General features: G+C 59.0%; 15 protein-coding genes. 11 read left to right on the top strand and 4 right to left on the bottom strand.

What is annotated here, in order from left to right; all coding sequences use genetic code 11:
• The first annotated feature begins 42 nt into the window (after positions 1-42).
• The 8 genes from O146_RS11480 to purM all read left to right on the top strand — a co-directional run bounded on the left by O146_RS11480 (position 43) and on the right by purM (position 8924).
• The gene (locus O146_RS11480; RefSeq protein ID WP_051619327.1) at positions 43-1374 is read left to right on the top strand and encodes a glycosyltransferase family 87 protein; all 1332 of its coding nucleotides are present in this window, start codon (positions 43-45) and stop codon (positions 1372-1374) included.
• Positions 1375-1446: 72 nt separating this feature from the next.
• Entirely contained in the window at positions 1447-1749 is a 303-nt protein-coding gene (gene purS / locus O146_RS11475; RefSeq protein ID WP_081820609.1) for a phosphoribosylformylglycinamidine synthase subunit PurS, read from the top strand.
• The gene (gene purQ / locus O146_RS0107395; protein WP_021354014.1) at positions 1749-2429 is read left to right on the top strand and encodes a phosphoribosylformylglycinamidine synthase subunit PurQ; all 681 of its coding nucleotides are present in this window, start codon (positions 1749-1751) and stop codon (positions 2427-2429) included. Before purS ends, purQ begins: the two co-directional genes overlap by 1 nt.
• A gap of 12 nt (positions 2430-2441) precedes the next feature.
• Positions 2442-4748 carry a phosphoribosylformylglycinamidine synthase subunit PurL gene (gene purL / locus O146_RS0107390; RefSeq protein WP_051619325.1) on the top strand — a complete coding sequence of 769 codons (2307 nt, stop codon included), beginning with the start codon at positions 2442-2444 and terminating at the stop codon, positions 4746-4748.
• Between the two features lie 257 nt (positions 4749-5005).
• A complete protein-coding gene (gene trhA / locus O146_RS11470) occupies positions 5006-5656 on the top strand; it encodes a PAQR family membrane homeostasis protein TrhA (protein ID WP_051619338.1) in 651 nt (216 codons plus the stop codon).
• Between the two features lie 78 nt (positions 5657-5734).
• A complete protein-coding gene (locus O146_RS0107380; RefSeq protein WP_027018070.1) occupies positions 5735-6136 on the top strand; it encodes a sterol carrier family protein in 402 nt (133 codons plus the stop codon).
• Positions 6137-6262: 126 nt separating this feature from the next.
• On the top strand, positions 6263-7774 hold the full coding sequence (gene purF / locus O146_RS0107375; RefSeq protein ID WP_238632404.1) for an amidophosphoribosyltransferase: 1512 nt from the start codon (positions 6263-6265) through the stop codon (positions 7772-7774).
• 67 nt (positions 7775-7841) lie between these two features.
• Positions 7842-8924 (top strand): phosphoribosylformylglycinamidine cyclo-ligase, encoded by a 1083-nt coding sequence (purM, locus tag O146_RS0107370; RefSeq protein ID WP_027018068.1) that lies wholly within the window; start codon positions 7842-7844, stop codon positions 8922-8924.
• Between the two features lie 151 nt (positions 8925-9075).
• Here the strand turns inward: purM and O146_RS0107365 are convergent, their stop codons facing one another.
• Both O146_RS0107365 and ygfZ read right to left on the bottom strand, forming a co-directional pair.
• Positions 9076-9255: a DUF3073 domain-containing protein gene (locus O146_RS0107365; RefSeq protein WP_027018067.1), complete on the bottom strand. Its 180-nt coding sequence runs from the start codon at positions 9253-9255 to the stop codon at positions 9076-9078.
• A gap of 120 nt (positions 9256-9375) precedes the next feature.
• Positions 9376-10611: a CAF17-like 4Fe-4S cluster assembly/insertion protein YgfZ gene (gene ygfZ / locus O146_RS0107360; RefSeq protein ID WP_027018066.1), complete on the bottom strand. Its 1236-nt coding sequence runs from the start codon at positions 10609-10611 to the stop codon at positions 9376-9378.
• 40 nt (positions 10612-10651) lie between these two features.
• Here ygfZ and O146_RS0107355 point away from each other — a divergent pair, with 40 nt between their 5' ends.
• Positions 10652-11611 carry an aminodeoxychorismate lyase gene (locus O146_RS0107355; protein ID WP_027018065.1) on the top strand — a complete coding sequence of 320 codons (960 nt, stop codon included), beginning with the start codon at positions 10652-10654 and terminating at the stop codon, positions 11609-11611.
• A gap of 52 nt (positions 11612-11663) precedes the next feature.
• Here O146_RS0107355 and O146_RS0107350 read toward each other — a convergent pair whose 3' ends face one another.
• Positions 11664-12281 (bottom strand): heme-binding beta-barrel domain-containing protein, encoded by a 618-nt coding sequence (locus tag O146_RS0107350; protein ID WP_027018064.1) that lies wholly within the window; start codon positions 12279-12281, stop codon positions 11664-11666.
• Between the two features lie 151 nt (positions 12282-12432).
• On the opposite strand from O146_RS0107350, the gene O146_RS0107345 reads away from it, so the two are divergent.
• Entirely contained in the window at positions 12433-13467 is a 1035-nt protein-coding gene (locus O146_RS0107345) for a diacylglycerol/lipid kinase family protein (protein WP_021354023.1), read from the top strand.
• On the opposite strand, the gene O146_RS0107340 is transcribed toward O146_RS0107345, so the two are convergent.
• Positions 13464-14264, bottom strand: a complete 801-nt coding sequence (locus O146_RS0107340) for an LmeA family phospholipid-binding protein (RefSeq protein WP_051619324.1) — start codon at positions 14262-14264, stop codon at positions 13464-13466. The genes O146_RS0107345 and O146_RS0107340 overlap by 4 nt on opposite strands.
• A 30-nt stretch (positions 14265-14294) precedes the next feature.
• Here O146_RS0107340 and mshD point away from each other — a divergent pair, with 30 nt between their 5' ends.
• A complete protein-coding gene (mshD, locus tag O146_RS0107335) occupies positions 14295-15389 on the top strand; it encodes a mycothiol synthase (RefSeq protein ID WP_051619323.1) in 1095 nt (364 codons plus the stop codon).
• Positions 15390-15401 lie beyond the last annotated feature (12 nt).

Genomic DNA, 15401 nt, shown 5'->3' with positions numbered 1-15401 from the left:
GCTGCTGAGTGTTTGTGTGAAAGCTGATAACTTAGTGACATCATGAGTACATCAGCCTCCACGAGAGTCTCCACGAACTCCACACGGCGGGCCCGCCACCGTAAGCCCGAAGCTGCGACGGACTCTTCGGCCATCGTGCGGTGGTACCACCATGTCACCGGCTTGCTTTTCGGCGCGGTCGTTATGCTCCTGGTGCGTGGCGCACAAGACCCGGGCGACCTCGGCTCACTGTGGATCGCTGGTTTGCTGGTGGGGAAAGGCGACACCGAAAACCTCTACGCCATTCACGAAACTGACTTCGCCCTCATCACAGGCGAAGCCTGGATCAACACCTACGAACAATCCGATGTTTCGGCCTACCCGCACCCATTCGTGCACACCCCGTTTGTGGCCCAGGTGATGTCGTGGATTACCAAGCTGCTGAGCTTTGATTCTGCGGTATTTTGGATAACCGTTTTGTCAGCGTGGGCCCTGGTAATACTCATCGTGTCCGCTTGGCGGTTCTGGTTCGAAGATGAAATCCCGCCAGGATATTTGGCCTTAGGCCTTGTACTGGGCTGGGTGGCCACGTCTTTTCAATCCTCCTTGTATCTGGGGCAAACCACTCCGTTGATTTTCGCTGGGGTGGCCTATGGGCTCGCAGCAGCACGCATATACCCGGTTCGCGCCGGGTTGGCTCTCGGCGCGGTCGCCGTCGTCAAGCTCACCCCGGTGGTGCTTGTAATCATCTGCTTGTTCTTTCCCCGCGCACGCAAAGCCGGGGTGGCCGGGCTGCTTTTTGGTATTACTGCGGTGGTGGTTTCGATTGTTTCCCTGGGCTTTGCCACGTTCCGCACCTGGGTGGAAACCCTGCAAGAACTCAACGCGGCCGCGTTAGTTGCGCCCGTTAATGGTGCCTTTGCCTCGCTGATTAACGTTGGTGTCGTGGAAGATCCCGACGCCCTGGTTTCCATCGTGGAAGATCCGTCGCTGGTCACCAGCCTGGTGCCGCGCTTGTTGTCGTTAGCTTTGCTCGCTGTGGTGGTCTACATCGCTTGGTGCTCGAGCGAACCGTGGAAGATCACCACAGTGGGAATTTTTACCACGCTCACCGCCACCAGCGGCATCCTGTGGGATCACTACGTTTTATTGATCGTACTGCCCTTATTAGGCGTTTTAGCCCGGGGCCAAGGATGGGTGCTGTATTTAATTCCCGTCTGTGCAGTCTTTGCCTTCCCGCCCCTGGCAGCCTGGGATTCCGAGCGCTGGTTACCCTGGGCGGCGTTCACCGCGCTGCTGGGCTCTGTGCTTGCGTTATGTCTAGCAGAATTTTTGCGCGACGAACCCCGGCCAGAACGCAAGCCCATGCATTTATCCTTTTGGCTTTCACGCTAGACTGGCAACGAAAACGGTGGCACGCCCACACGCCGTGGCACGCCCACACTCCGAGTCGCTAAAGGAAGTGCAATGCCCAGAGTCGTAGTCAATGTCATGCCCAAGCCCGAGATCTTGGACCCGCAAGGCAAAGCAGTATTGCAGGCCTTGGGCCGCATCGGTGTGACCGGCGCCAGCCAGGTGCGCCAGGGGAAGCGTTTTGAACTCGACGTCGATGAGACCGTCACCGAAACCGAAATCCAGGCAGTAGCAGAAAAACTGCTGGCCAACACGGTTATTGAAGATTTTGAAATCGTCATCGAAGAACGCGACGCCGAGGTAGCTGCGGACGAAGCTACCGGTGCTTCCGCAGTTGCTGACCGGGGTGAGCGTTAATGAGCCCAACCATCGGTGTCATTACCTTCCCAGGTTCTCTTGATGACGTCGACGCGGCCCGCGCTGCCCGACTGGCCGGAGCAAACGTGGTGGAGCTGTGGCATGACGACAACAGCTTGCACAACGTCGACGGCGTCATCGTCCCAGGTGGTTTCAGCTACGGCGACTACCTGCGCTCCGGTGCGATCTCTGCGCTGTCGCCAGTCATGCAGGCTGTGATCCCAGCAGCCCGCGAAGGCATGCCGACGCTGGGCATCTGCAATGGTTTCCAGATTTTGACCGAGTCCGGTTTGCTGCCGGGAGCGCTCACCCGTAACCAGCACCTGCACTTCCACTGCGTGGATACCTACCTGGAAGTCGCGAATGCGAACACCGCCTGGACTAGCGAATATGAGCAGGGACAGAAAATTTTGATCCCAGCTAAGCACGGCGAGGGCCGTTTCCAAGCCGATGCTGCCACCATCGAGCAGCTAGAAGCAGAAGGCCGCGTGGTATTCCGCTATACCGACAACTTCAACGGCTCGATCAACTCCATCGCCGGCATCACCAATGAGGCTGGCAACGTCGTTGGTTTGATGCCCCACCCGGAGCACGCTGTTGAAGCTTTGACTGGGCCTTCTGTCGACGGCCTGGGCATTTTCCGTTCCGCACTCAACGCTTTGAGCGCCGAGAAGCTCTAAGGAGACACACCTATGGCCCACGTCGCCAATGACGCTGTTGCGAAAAAGATCGTCAACGACACAGTCGAACAAGCCCAGCAGAACCCAGACCAAGAACAACCTTATGCCGCGCTGGGTCTGAAAGACGACGAATACGCGCGCATTAAAGAAATCCTCGGCCGTCGCCCGACCGATGCCGAGCTGACCATGTACTCCGTGATGTGGTCGGAGCACTGCTCGTATAAATCCTCCAAGGCGCACCTGCGTTACTTCGGTGAGACTATGACAGAGCAGATGGCTGAGAAGATCCTCGCCGGTATTGGCGAAAACGCCGGTGTGGTGGACATTGGAGATGGCAACGCGGTGACTTTCCGCGTGGAATCCCACAACCACCCGTCCTACGTTGAGCCCTACCAGGGCGCTGCTACCGGCGTCGGCGGCATCGTTCGCGACATCATGGCTATGGGGGCGCGCCCAATTGCCGTGATGGACCAGTTGCGCTTTGGCCCAGCAGAAGCACCGGATACTTCCCGCGTGCTGCCGGGCGTCGTGCATGGTATCGGCGGTTACGGTAACTCGCTGGGCCTGCCCAATATTGGTGGCGAGACCGTCTTCGATGAATCCTATGCGGCTAACCCACTGGTCAACGCGTTGTGCGTCGGCACGCTGAAGGTGGAAGACCTGAAGCTGGCTTTTGCCTCCGGTAAGGGCAACAAAGTCATGCTGTTTGGTTCGCGCACCGGCCTGGATGGCATCGGTGGCGTGTCCGTGCTGGCTTCGGAATCCTTCGACGAAGGCGCAGAGCGCAAGCTGCCGGCCGTGCAGGTAGGCGACCCATTCGCAGAAAAAGTTCTGATCGAATGCTGCCTGGAGCTGTACCACGCAGGAACCGTGGTGGGTATTCAGGATCTCGGTGGCGCCGGCTTGGCATGCGCAACCTCTGAGCTGGCCGCCGCCGGTGACGGTGGCATGGAAGTCAACCTGGATGCGGTGCCGCTGCGGGCAGAAAACATGACGGCGGCAGAGATCCTGGCCTCGGAATCCCAGGAGCGCATGTGTGCAGTCGTGGCCCCAGAAAACGTGGAACGCTTCCGCGAAATCTGCGCCAAGTGGGATGTCACCTGTGCGGAGATCGGCGAGGTCGTCGACGGCAAGCACCTGGTGATCCGCCACGGCGGCGAAGTGGTCGTGGATGCTCCGGCCTACACCATGGCCGATGAAGGCCCAGTCTATGAACGCCCGTACGCCCGCCCCGAGTGGCAGGACGAGCTGCAGCAGTTCCGTGGCGTCGACAAGCCGGTGGGAGCAGACCTGCTGGCCGCGTGGAAGAAGATGGTGGCTTCACCAGCGCTGTGCTCCCGCGATTTCATCACCGAGCAATACGACCGCTACGTGCGCGGCAACACCGTGGACGCTTTGCATTCGGATGCTGGCGTGCTGCGTATCGACGAAGAAACCCACCGTGGTGTGGCTGTGTCTGCGGACTGCTCCGGCCGTTACACCAAGCTGGATCCAAACATGGGTGCGCGCCTGGCACTGGCAGAGGCCTACCGCAACGTGGTGGCCAAGGGCGCGACCCCGGTGGCGATCACCAACTGCTTGAACTTCGGTTCCCCAGAAAACACCGACGTGATGTGGCAGTTCCGCGAGGCCGTGCATGGTCTTGCCGACGGCGCCGTGGAGCTGAAACTGCCGGTATCCGGCGGAAACGTCTCCTTCTACAACCAAACTGGTGAGGAACCAATCTTGCCGACGCCAGTCGTCGGCGTGCTCGGTGTGTTTGATGATGTGCGTAAGGCGATCGGGCACCGTCCGGAAGCCGGCCAGAAGCTGGTGCTGTTGGGTGAGACCAAGGAAGAATTTGGCGGTTCCATCTGGCAGCAGGTCACCGGTGCTGGTTTGAACGGCCTGCCACCTCAGGTGGATCTGGCGAACGAAGAGCGCTTGGCGGCTGTGCTGAGCGCTGGCGAGGCCACTGGTATCACCGCAGCGCATGATCTTTCCGAGGGCGGCTTGGGCCAAACTTTGGCTGAGATGTGCTTCGACGGTGGCGTCGGTGCGAAGGTGGATTTGTCCGCTGTGCACGCTGATGCCACCACGGCGATGTTCTCTGAGTCTGCCTCCCGCATCCTGGTAGCCACGAACGACGTGGAGGCCACGCTGGCGGCTGCCAAGAAGGCTGGCGTTCCGGCTGCAGAAATCGGTACCACTACCGAAGAGCAGACCCTGCAGGTTGTTGAGGGAGTCGCCGTTTCGGTTGCGGAGCTGCGCGAAGTATGGGCAGCCACGTTGCCTGGCTTGTTCGGTAATGCCACCGGAGCAAACTCCGTTCTTGACTAAGAGCCAGCGCTAGCGCTTCGCATTTTATTAGAGCTCGGCATTCCCGCCACTTATTAGCGTTCGGCGTTCCCGCCACGGATTGTGTTCGGCAAAAACTGCCAAGACCTTCCGCGGTGGGATTTTTCTCGTCTAAAATAAGGGGCGTGAAAAACAATGCCTCGTCTGTCTCGCACGCTGCGAACCAGGAAAACCGTGACAGGGAGAGTCGTGACTGGCAAACCCATGACCGGGAAGGCCTGGTGCAGCGCACTTTCTTCATGGTTGATCGCGGACCGCGCCCGGCCACCCGAGGTTGGTTCCATACGGCCGCAGCCATTCTTATGCTGGCTGCGGCTAGTGTGCTCACCACGTTTTCCTGGATGCGCCTGGAATGGTGGCAAGCCCTGGGCGCGACGGTCTACGGTTGCGGCCTGATCGCGCTGTTTGCGGTCTCTGCGCTGTATCACCGCATCCCGTGGGCTAAGCAGAAAACCGTGCAGGCTTGGCGTCGTGCTGATCATGCCATGATCGCGGTGTTTATTGCCGCGACTTACACCCCGTTTTGCTTGATCGTGTTACCGCAGGCGTGGTGGTTGTTGGCCACCGTGTGGGGCGGTGCGATCACCAGCGCGGTGATGAAATTCTTCTGGCTTTCCCGTCCACGCTGGGTTGATGTGGCCATTTACGTGACCTTGGGTTGGTTGATTGTGCCGCTGGTATCTCAACTATGGACCAACGCTGGGCCTGCCGTGGTGTGGCTGCTCTTGGCCGGTGGTGTGGTGTATACCGTCGGCGCGGTGGCTTATGGTTTGAAATGGCCGGGCCGTAACGCACGCGTTTATGGCTATCACGAGCATTTCCATACCGCGACGATCATTGCGGCGATCTTTCACCTGGTAGCGGTGTGGATCATCGTGGCCAGTGCTTAGCGTAGAATTTGCAGATTGAGTTCAGAGGGGTGTTGCCACAATGGAACTCCTAAAAGAAAGCTTTTGAGGTCAAACTCTGTGAAAAAACCTGACCCGGCCAAAGCCCGCGCGGCAGTACTTGCGATCGCGGATTGGATCGCCGCCGATTCCCCTGAGGCCGCGCGTGCGGCTGGCATTGCACAGCCGAGCCGTTCTCAGCTTGCCGACGCCGTGCGCCACACCGCGCGTTTACTCTCCGCCGATGCGCCCGGCCATAGCGTGGAACTGCGCGTGCCACCGTTCGTGGCAGTGCAGTGTATTGAGGGGCCCCGGCATACTAGGGGAGTCCCGCCCAATGTGGTGGAGGCCAGCCCGCATGCCTGGTTGCGTTTGGCCACCGGCCACAGCAACTGGGATGAACTGGTGGCTCAGGCAGACACGACCGCGTCGGGTACGAGGGCCGGTGAAATCGCGCAGTGGATGCCCATCATCAAGCTCTAATCTGGCTCTAGCCTGGCTCTAGCCGGGTTTTAGTGGGGCCCTAGTCGAGCTCTTCGCAGCTTTTCCCGAGCCCACGGTAGGCGTGTCAAAAGTGCTTGTTAGCGGATTCCACCGTCAACCGTTATGATGAACTGCGTGGTAGCAAACACATTTACTGACCATGCTGAGCACAATGATTTCGACGATCACGGTGAAACCGAACCACGCGAAGAATGCGGCGTATTCGGGGTCTGGGCGCCGGGGCAAGAAGTTTCGAAACTAACTTATTTTGGCCTCTATGCCATCCAGCACCGCGGCCAAGAAGCTGCCGGTATGGCGGTCGGTGGGGAAGACGGCTTGCTTGTGTTTAAAGACATGGGCTTGGTCTCAAATGTTTTTGATGAATCCCTGCTGGAATCTTTGCAGGGCGATGTAGCCATTGGGCACAATCGTTATTCCACCGCTGGTGGTAAAGAATGGGCCAACGTCCAGCCCATGTTCCGTACGTCCAAGCATGGCCAGGATGTTGCTCTCGCACACAACGGGAACCTGACTAATTACCTGGAGCTGCGCAGCATGGCCGAAGAGCGCGGCCTTATCACGGCGGGGGATACCTCCTCGGATACTGCCGTGATGTCCGCGTTGCTTGCCGACGGCGTCGGTGATGATAATTCGATTTTGGAATCCGCCGCGCGCCTGTTGCCAGACGTACATGGCGCGTTTTCTTTGACTTTCACCGACGGCAATACTTTGTATGCTGCCCGTGATCCGCACGGTGTGCGCCCGTTGGTGCTTGGCCGCCTGGAGCGTGGCTGGGTCGTGGCTTCGGAAACCTGTGCGTTGGATATCGTCGGCGCGCAATTCATCCGGGAAATTGAGCCGGGTGAGTTGATCGCTATTGATGAAGCCGGGCTGCGCACGCAGCGTTTCGCAGAAACCAAGCACAAGGGCTGCGTGTTCGAATACGTGTATTTGGCTCGGCCGGATTCCACCATCCGGGGCCGTAATGTGAATGCCACGCGTTTAGAGATCGGTAAACGCCTGGCGCAAACCCATCCTGCCGACGGCGATTTGGTAATTCCGGTGCCAGAATCGGGCACCCCGGCTGCCGTGGGCTATGCCCGCGAATCCGGCATTCCGTTTGGCCAGGGTTTGGTGAAAAACGCTTATGTGCAGCGCACCTTCATCCAGCCGACGCAAACCCTGCGGCAGCTGGGTATCCGCTTGAAGCTGAACCCGCTGCGTGAGGTCATCGAAGGCCAACGTTTGGTGGTGGTGGATGATTCCATCGTGCGTGGTAATACCCAACGCGCGCTGATCAAAATGTTGCGGGAAGCCGGTGCCGCCGAGGTGCATGTGCGCATCGCTTCGCCGCCGGTGAAGTGGCCATGCTTCTATGGCATTGACTTCGCTAGCCCTGCTGAGTTGATTGCCAATATTGGTGGCGATGATTCCCTGGAAGGCATGACTGAAACCATCCGCAGTGCCATCGGTGCGGACACTCTGGGCTTTGTTTCTATTGATGAGATGGTCGCTGCCACCGAGCAGCCAGCCAGGCAGTTGTGCACCGCGTGCTTCGACGGTAATTACCCATTGGGCCTGCCGCAGGGTAATTCCAATGCTGATGCTGTGCGCACGCTGCTCAACAGTGCTGAGTAGCCAGGATGCTTGATACCGCGCTGCATTGCGCCGCAGAATACACACGATAAAAGGATAGATTGAGATTATGACGAATTCTTCCCAGCCTGGATCGCAGCCGGATTCCCCAACTTATGCCGATGCTGGCGTCAGCGTAGAAGCAGGCGAGCAGGCTGTTGAGCTGATTAAGCCGCACGCCAAGCGCGCCACCCGCCCAGAGGTCCGCGGTGACCTTGGCGGTTTTGCCGGCCTGTTTGCTCTGGGTAAGTACCGTGAGCCGCTGCTGGCATCCGGTTCCGATGGTGTGGGCACGAAGCTAGCCGTGGCCCAAGCGATGGATAAGCACGACACCATCGGCATTGACTTGGTGGCCATGTGCGTGGATGACCTCATCTGTTGTGGCGCAGAACCACTGTTTTTGCAGGACTACCTGGCCATTGGCAAGGTGTACCCGGAAAAGGTTGCTGATATTGTCGGTGGCATTGCCGAGGGGTGTGTGACCGCAGGTTGCGCACTGCTGGGTGGCGAGACCGCAGAACACCCAGGTGTCATGGGTGAAAACGATTACGACGTATCCGCCACCGCCGTCGGTGTGGTAGAAGCTGATGACGTGCTGGGGCCAGAAAAGGTCAACGAAGACGACGTCATTATCGCGATGGCATCGTCTGGTTTGCATTCCAATGGTTATTCGTTGGCGCGCCACGTCTTGCTGGAGCAGGCCAACCTGCCACTTGATGGCCACGTGGAAGAATTCGGCCGCACTTTGGGCGAAGAGCTTTTGGAACCTACCCGCATTTATGCGAAAGACTGCCTGGAACTGATGTCGGAATGCTCAGTATCGGTGTTCTGCCATGTCACTGGCGGTGGCTTGGCGAAAAACCTGGAGCGCGTCATCCCAGAAGGCCTGGCTGCCGATGTATACCGCACCACCTGGACTCCTGGGCCGATCTTCAAGAAGATCTCTGAGACTGGCAACGTCAGCCTGGCAGCCATGGAAGAAACCTTCAACATGGGCGTGGGCATGATTGCTGTTGTCTCTCCGGAGGACCGCGACCGTGCACTAGCTGTGCTCACGGCGCGTCACATCGACGCTTGGGAGCTGGGCACGGTTCGTGCTGCAGAACAGGAAGAACCACGCGTCGTCATGCACGGTGCACACCCACAGTTTTAGGCTGTTTGGGGTGTTTCGGCTGCCCGCGTGGCAGCCACACAACAACCCCTTCCAGGAGACCGCACGGAGAAACCTTGTGCGACCTGGAAGGGGTAGTGGGGTGGAGAAAAACTAAAGGGACAAACTTTAGTTTCGCTGTAAGCCTAGGGGGCTAGTCTTCCCGGTAGTCCGAATCATAGTCATAGTCATCATCGGAGTCCTGAGACCAGCCGCGTCCCGGCGGTTGAGAGGCGAGCTCTTTCTGGAGCGAGTCCAGATCCATTGCTGGGGAGTTGTACTTCAGCTCCCGGGCAACTTTAGTCTGCTTTGCCTTTTGGCGTCCTCGACCCATAGCCATGACCCCCTTTGGGTTAAGGGCAATCCAGGGAATTCGGATGCCCCATCTGCTTTTTTATTCGTCCTGTGTTACAGGATAGAGCAAAACTGCAAAAAATTCTGCACTGGGGCCTAACTAGTGTCCGCGCAACTTGTTAATAGCCGCCCGACCAGCCTTTTCTTCTTCCTCGACCGGGATGGAATCGGCATCGATGCTGGCGGCAACATCACCAATGTTGACTTGTCCCGCATCCAATGCCGAACGTTTGATGACGCCCAGCGCGATCGGGCCATAGTCGCAATCATCAATCACGGTGCCCAGCTTGCCGACGCGACGCCCCTTCGCCTGAATGTCCGCGCCAGGAGAAGGCATAGTGGGCGCCGAGCCATCCAAGTGCAGTAATACGAGCACCCGCGGACTACGACCCAAATTTTCCACGCGCGCGACGGTTTCCTGCCCGCGGTAGCACCCTTTTTCTAGGTGCACAGCGCCGACCCTTTCGCCACGCCCGATCCAGTGTGGAATTTCATGCGGGATGGATTTTTCATCCAAATCCACAGACTCCGCCTCCAGTGCCTTGACCCGTTCGGCGGTATACGCCATCAGTCCGACCAGCTGCAGACCGGTGCTTTCTAGCTCTTCGACGGCTGCTTCTAGCTGCTCTCGTGGAACTGCGACGTCAGTGCGGCTGGCTTCCCACAAACCAGTGGTTGGTTGTGCGCTGCCAGTACCGGCGGGAGTTGCCGTCGAAACCGTGCGCGAATAGACGGCCTGCGAAGGCAGGTGCGTATCCGTTGGTCCACCAAGCACCGTGATGATCGCTAAATCGGCTTCTTCGATGGTTACCTGGGACCAAAAGATCATCTTCTGCAAGAAATCCCGCAGGGAATCGAATTTCCCGGCTTCGCAGTCCAGGTAGAAGGCCAGCCCTTCGGGGGCAGCTGCGGCGCCTGCGTCGGCGCTATCGCCTGTGTGATCACTAGCACCAGCGCCTGTGCCAGAACCCGCGCCGTCACCAGCACTAGCGCCCGCGTCGGCACCAGTGTCTGTGGTCACCGCGATGTCCATGGTGTGCAGAATGCGGCCCTGCGTGTCCAAATCCAGCGCAGAACCAGACCAGCCCGCTTGCACGTCGTCAAGCTTTTGCGAAAGCAAATTATGCAAGAACGCGGCGGCTTCCGGCCCGGTCACCCGTATAACGCGACGATGTGAGCGATCCACAATCGCGCCAGTGGAGGTAATGGCGCGCTGCTCGCTCAGTGGCTCACCGTAATGCCAGGCCACACCCGTGACATCCGGGTGTGGTGGCTCCTCCTGATAAGCCATAGCGTTCGGACGGTTGAGCAGTACAGAACGGTAATGCGTAGTCACAGCACCATGGTAGCGCTAAAACCTTGGCATAATCCATGGCATGTGTGAGCAGCCCTCGTCAGCACCGCTAACCCCCGTTATCTACACCGTGGATGTGCGCGCCGGTACTTTCCGACGCCATGATCCGGCGCAACCGGTGGTCTTTTGGGACGATGCCGCGGTGACTCGCGGCGAGGCCGTGTTTGAGTCGCTGTTGGTCCGAAACGGGCGGGCAGCGAACCTGCAGCGGCATCTGGACCGCTTACAACGTTCGGCGCAGCGGATGGACCTTCCGGCCCCAGACCGCGCTGTGTGGCATCAGATGACCGCGGCAGCGGTGGCGGACTGGCAAGAACAGTCCGATGGCCGGGAAGGAAAGTGCACCTGGACCTATTCGCGCGGACGGCAATACACCGGGGGCACCGGGGGTGCCGGAGACGCCGGAGCGGATGCGCCCCAGCCGACGGCGTGGCTGGTGATCGCGCCAGTGGCACAAGGGGTTCTACAACAGCGGCACGACGGGGTGCGGGCGCAATTGGTGCCGCGTGGCTGGACCACGACGGTGGGCGCGAAGACCGTGAATTATGCGGCCACGATGGCGGCGCTGCGGCAGGCCCACGGTTTCGATGATGTGATCTTCGTGGAGCCGACAAGCGACGCGACGACCAGCCCCGCGTCGGCAAGCGATGCTCGGGTGTTGGAAGGCGCGACCTCCACTGTCGTGCTGGTGCTGCGGGAAGGCAGCCAGCGTCGGCTGGTGACCCCTGCCGGGGATGTGCTGGCGGGAACCACAGTCGATGCTCTATTCGACTATGCGCGGCAGCAGGGGTGGATATGCGAAAACCGCCCGGTAACAGCTGGGGAGCTGTACCAGGCGGAATCGGTGTGGCTGATCTCGTCAGTGCGCATCGCAGTGCGGGTGACCAGCCTGGGAGACACGAACTCGCCGGCAGTGGAGTTGCCAGCGCCGGCAAATCATGCGGAAATTCGTGGCCTCATTGAACAAGCACTCAGCTTATAAGCTGTTGCCTCGGCCACGCAGTGCAGTTTTAGCAAGCACCGCGCGGCAGCCATTAGCCAGCTACGCGCTGCAGCTGTGCAGACATATACGGTGCTAGCTCGCCGTCGGTGACGCGCTCGTCCACCCAGCCCAGGTCGTTGTTGGGCATCAGGCCGTATAAACGCTTGCCGGGGCCCAGGGTCTTTGGTCCGGTCTCGGTGACCATGGTGGAAGCGGATTCCAGCTCCCAGGAACGCTCGTTGTGCGGCTGGCCGTACATGATCTCCACGATGCCGTCGGAAGAAGTGTAGGTCAGCTCCATGGCATCTTTACCGTCGATGCGTAGGTAGCCAGTTTCGCGTCGGGAAGCACCCGCAGGCTTGCCGTTTTCGTCGATGAACCAGGTGCGGGAGTCGTATTTCACGTGGTTTTCGCCGTTATGTGAAAAGGTGATCTCTTGGCCGAAGGTGTGCTGACCTTCGGAGGTAACCGCCTGGCCTTCGCCCCGCCACACGCCGATGAGCGGCAGCACTCCGAGCAGACCGTCGTTCAGGTTCGGGCCATAACGCAGGTTTGCCGTGTCATCCGGGACTGGCAGTGCGCCCAGGCCGGTCTGCGGAATGTTCTTGTCGGCAGTTTTCTTTGCCTGTTGTTCCGCTAAATTGACAGCCTGGTTGCCGTCCAAACGCATCTGTGGGTTGACTTTTTGCTTCTGGTCTTTCTGGTTTTTGGGGTTGTTCTGCTCCTCGGAAGTCATAACCATCAATTCTACCGTGTGATCGTCCGGGCGATCGGCTACGCTGCCGTGTGATCGTCCGTGTGATCGGCTACGCTATTGAGTCGTGCGCCTACTGTTAATCGCTAACCCTAATTCCACGAGTCAAACCAATGAGCTTTTCCGCCGCATCATTCCTTTGGTGCGCAGTATTGATGACTCGCATCTGATCACTAAATTCACCCACTATGCCGGTCACGCTGAAGACATGACGCGTGGGCTTAGTCGTGATGATTACGACGTGGTCATCGCAATTGGCGGCGACGGCACCGTCAACGAGGTGGTCAACGGCCTGTTGGGCAAGGTCGGCGATGGGCGTCGTAAAGCCTCTGAGGTTCCGGCCCTGGCTGTGATTCCTACGGGCTCGGCCAACGTGTTTGTGCGTGCGCTGGGCTACCCACTGGACCCCGTGCACACCACAGAGCTGCTGGTAGGGCACATTAAGAAGAACTTACGGCGCCGTATCCGTCTGGGTACGTGGAATGACCGCTGGTTTGCCGTCAACGCCGGCATTGGCATTGACGCTGACGTTTTGCACAGCATCGACAAACTCCGCGAGCAAGGTTTTTCCGCCACCCCGCTGCGCTACCTGCGTATCTCGTACCAGGCATGGCGGCGAATCTTGCATGCACCACCGAAGATTAGTGCGCATGCAGAATCTGCCGACGGCCAAACCCAGCACATTGACCAAGCCCCCCTGGTTTTCGCCTCCAATACGAACCCATGGACTTTCCTGGGGCCGCTGCCCGTGGTGACCAACCCGCGCAACTCCTTCGACAAGGGCCTGGGAACCTTCGGCTTGACGGATCTGACAGGGGTTGGCGGCTTCGTCGGCCTACTGCACCTGTTCGGGGCAGATGAAAAGGGCCGCTTGAACAAATTCACCGATGCCCGCACGCTGCGCTTTGATGATGCCACCCGCATTACCTTGGAATGTGACGAGGCGCTGCGCTTCCAAGCCGATGGCGAGGCGCAGGGCAAACTAAAAACCGTGGAACTCAACAGCATCCCGGATGCCATCGAGGTGTTCTCGCCGGAAGAAATCATTCCAGTACAGCAGCGCGGCATTTTAGCCGTGGTGCGTGACCTGTTCCGGATTTAAAGCTCGTTCGCTCTGCCGACGGGGGCGAGATATTCCGGCTGCACGATGACGTTATTGCGCACCGCCTCAAAGACGATGGAACCGCCTTCCAAGTACACCGCGTCGGCGGCTTTATCCAACGGCAAGGCCGTGGTGTTTACGGTCAAATCAAAAGCTGCCAGCGCGTCGTCGTCGGCATCGTCTGGGTGCACTGAGGAACTAATGACTTCTTTCGGGCGCAGCTGAAATTCGTCGCCCACCAGCCGCAGCGTTGCCAGCACAGATACTGGTTCGTGGAAACCCGGCGGGCGGCCCTGAAACACGGCCTCGGTTGCAGGGCCACCACCGGGAGAAATATTTTTCGGGTGCGAGATTGTCAGATCTTTCATATCCAGCCAAGCACCCATCGCCACGCCATCAAGCCGCATCGTGCGACGCATGGATTGCGCCTTCGCGCCCAGGAAATCACCAGACCACACCTGATTCGGTTCGGCTTTTAACCCTTGCAACGTGACCCCGGTGTTGACCATGCCGACGCCGTCGACATCGACATCAAGTGCCGATACCCCAACAACCGGTACCTGGGAAGAGCGCAAGGCTTGCAGATACGGAACCCCGCCGACGTACACCGATGGGGGCGTGGCCAGCTCATTTCCGGATTCGGGCGCATAAGACTCATACACCGCATCAGAAATCTTGCGCTCCACGTTGGAAGCGACCACGGTATCGCCGATCCAGGCGATACTCACTACACCGGCCAGGCCCAAGGCCCAGGCCGCACGGCGGGCGGTTTTGCGCTTGACGACGATCGATGACACTCCTCATTCATACCGTATTAGGGTAGGGCCATGGTTAATTACGATCGCTTACGTTTCCAGCACACCATTCTTGCCGACGCCAATCGCGCGCAAGCAGACCTTGCCGGTTCCGGCGAACCAGGTGGTGAACACCTTGTTACCGCAACGCGCCGGGCAGCAGAACAGATTCTGCAGGCTGCGGAAGCTGCTGATGGTTTTGCTCCGTTGTCTGAGCAATTTGTTGCCGGCCTATCTGACCAGCGTGTCGGGCAGCAGCAGGTACTGGCTTTTCTTGACGACGAGCTGGTGGGATTGGCTGGGCTGGATGATGATAATGCAGAGATGGTGATTGCTCCGAAACACCGCGGGCAGGGCTATGGAACGTGTTTATATGAGCATTTGCAGCAGGTCGTTGGTGCGGGTCTGCAGGTGTGGGCGCACGGGCAGTTGCCGGCTGCGCGCACCATCGCGGAAAAACATCAGCTACAGATTGTTCGGCACCTGCTGGTGATGTCGTTAACCGGTGCGGGGTTGCAGAAATCCGCGGAGCCAGGTGCAGCCCCCGCTGGTTTTGTGGCTGCCGATTACACGGAATCTGTGGACCGCTTCGGTGCGGATCACGTAGAAAACAGTTGGGTAGAGGCTAATAACCAGGCATTTTCCTGGCACCCCGAGCAAGGCGGTTGGGATCGCGACCGCTTGCACCGCTCCATGGAGGCCGAGTGGTTTGACCCGCAGGATGTGATTCTTTTGTGGGACAACGATGTTGCAGTAGGCGTCGACAAGCACCCTGCATTAGCGGGTTTTCACTGGACGAAATGGCACGGTGCTGCTGGTGACGGTGCTGGTAATGCTGCTGGTGAAGGTGCAAAGGATGATGCTTCCGAAAATTCACCAGAAGCTACCGACGAGGCCTATGTAGGTGAGGTTTACGTGATTGCCCTGGCGAGTGCCTACCAAGGCCGCGGTCTGTCTGGCCACCTGTTGCGCCTGGGAATTAAACAGATGGTGAATAAAGGGGCAACGAACGTCATCTTGTATGTCGAAAAAGATAATGAATCTGCGGTGCGCGTGTACGAAAAATCGGGATTCGACATCGCAGAAAACCATGTTGTCTACGCTTCTAACAGCGAAAACAGTGCCTAGAGCCAGTGCTCG

The organism is Corynebacterium pseudodiphtheriticum DSM 44287, from assembly GCF_000688415.1.
In the GTDB taxonomy this organism is placed as follows: Bacteria; Actinomycetota; Actinomycetes; order Mycobacteriales; family Mycobacteriaceae; genus Corynebacterium; species Corynebacterium pseudodiphtheriticum.
The sequence above is the reverse complement of the archived record's forward strand: the minus strand, read 5'-3'. Positions and strand labels throughout refer to the sequence as shown.

Coding starts and splice junctions, on each gene's coding strand:
- O146_RS0107365 (WP_027018067.1), bottom strand. CDS start 9,255: ATGGGTCGAGGACGCCAAAAGGCAAAGCAGACTAAAGTTGCCCGGGAG.
- trhA (WP_051619338.1), top strand. CDS start 5,006: ATGGTTGATCGCGGACCGCGCCCGGCCACCCGAGGTTGGTTCCATACG.
- purL (WP_051619325.1), top strand. CDS start 2,442: ATGGCCCACGTCGCCAATGACGCTGTTGCGAAAAAGATCGTCAACGAC.
- O146_RS11480 (WP_051619327.1), top strand. CDS start 43: ATGAGTACATCAGCCTCCACGAGAGTCTCCACGAACTCCACACGGCGG.
- purS (WP_081820609.1), top strand. CDS start 1,447: ATGCCCAGAGTCGTAGTCAATGTCATGCCCAAGCCCGAGATCTTGGAC.
- O146_RS0107350 (WP_027018064.1), bottom strand. CDS start 12,281: ATGCGTTTGGACGGCAACCAGGCTGTCAATTTAGCGGAACAACAGGCA.
- purQ (WP_021354014.1), top strand. CDS start 1,749: ATGAGCCCAACCATCGGTGTCATTACCTTCCCAGGTTCTCTTGATGAC.
- mshD (WP_051619323.1), top strand. CDS start 14,295: ATGGTTAATTACGATCGCTTACGTTTCCAGCACACCATTCTTGCCGAC.
- O146_RS0107355 (WP_027018065.1), top strand. CDS start 10,652: ATGTGTGAGCAGCCCTCGTCAGCACCGCTAACCCCCGTTATCTACACC.
- purM (WP_027018068.1), top strand. CDS start 7,842: ATGACGAATTCTTCCCAGCCTGGATCGCAGCCGGATTCCCCAACTTAT.
- purF (WP_238632404.1), top strand. CDS start 6,263: ATGAACTGCGTGGTAGCAAACACATTTACTGACCATGCTGAGCACAAT.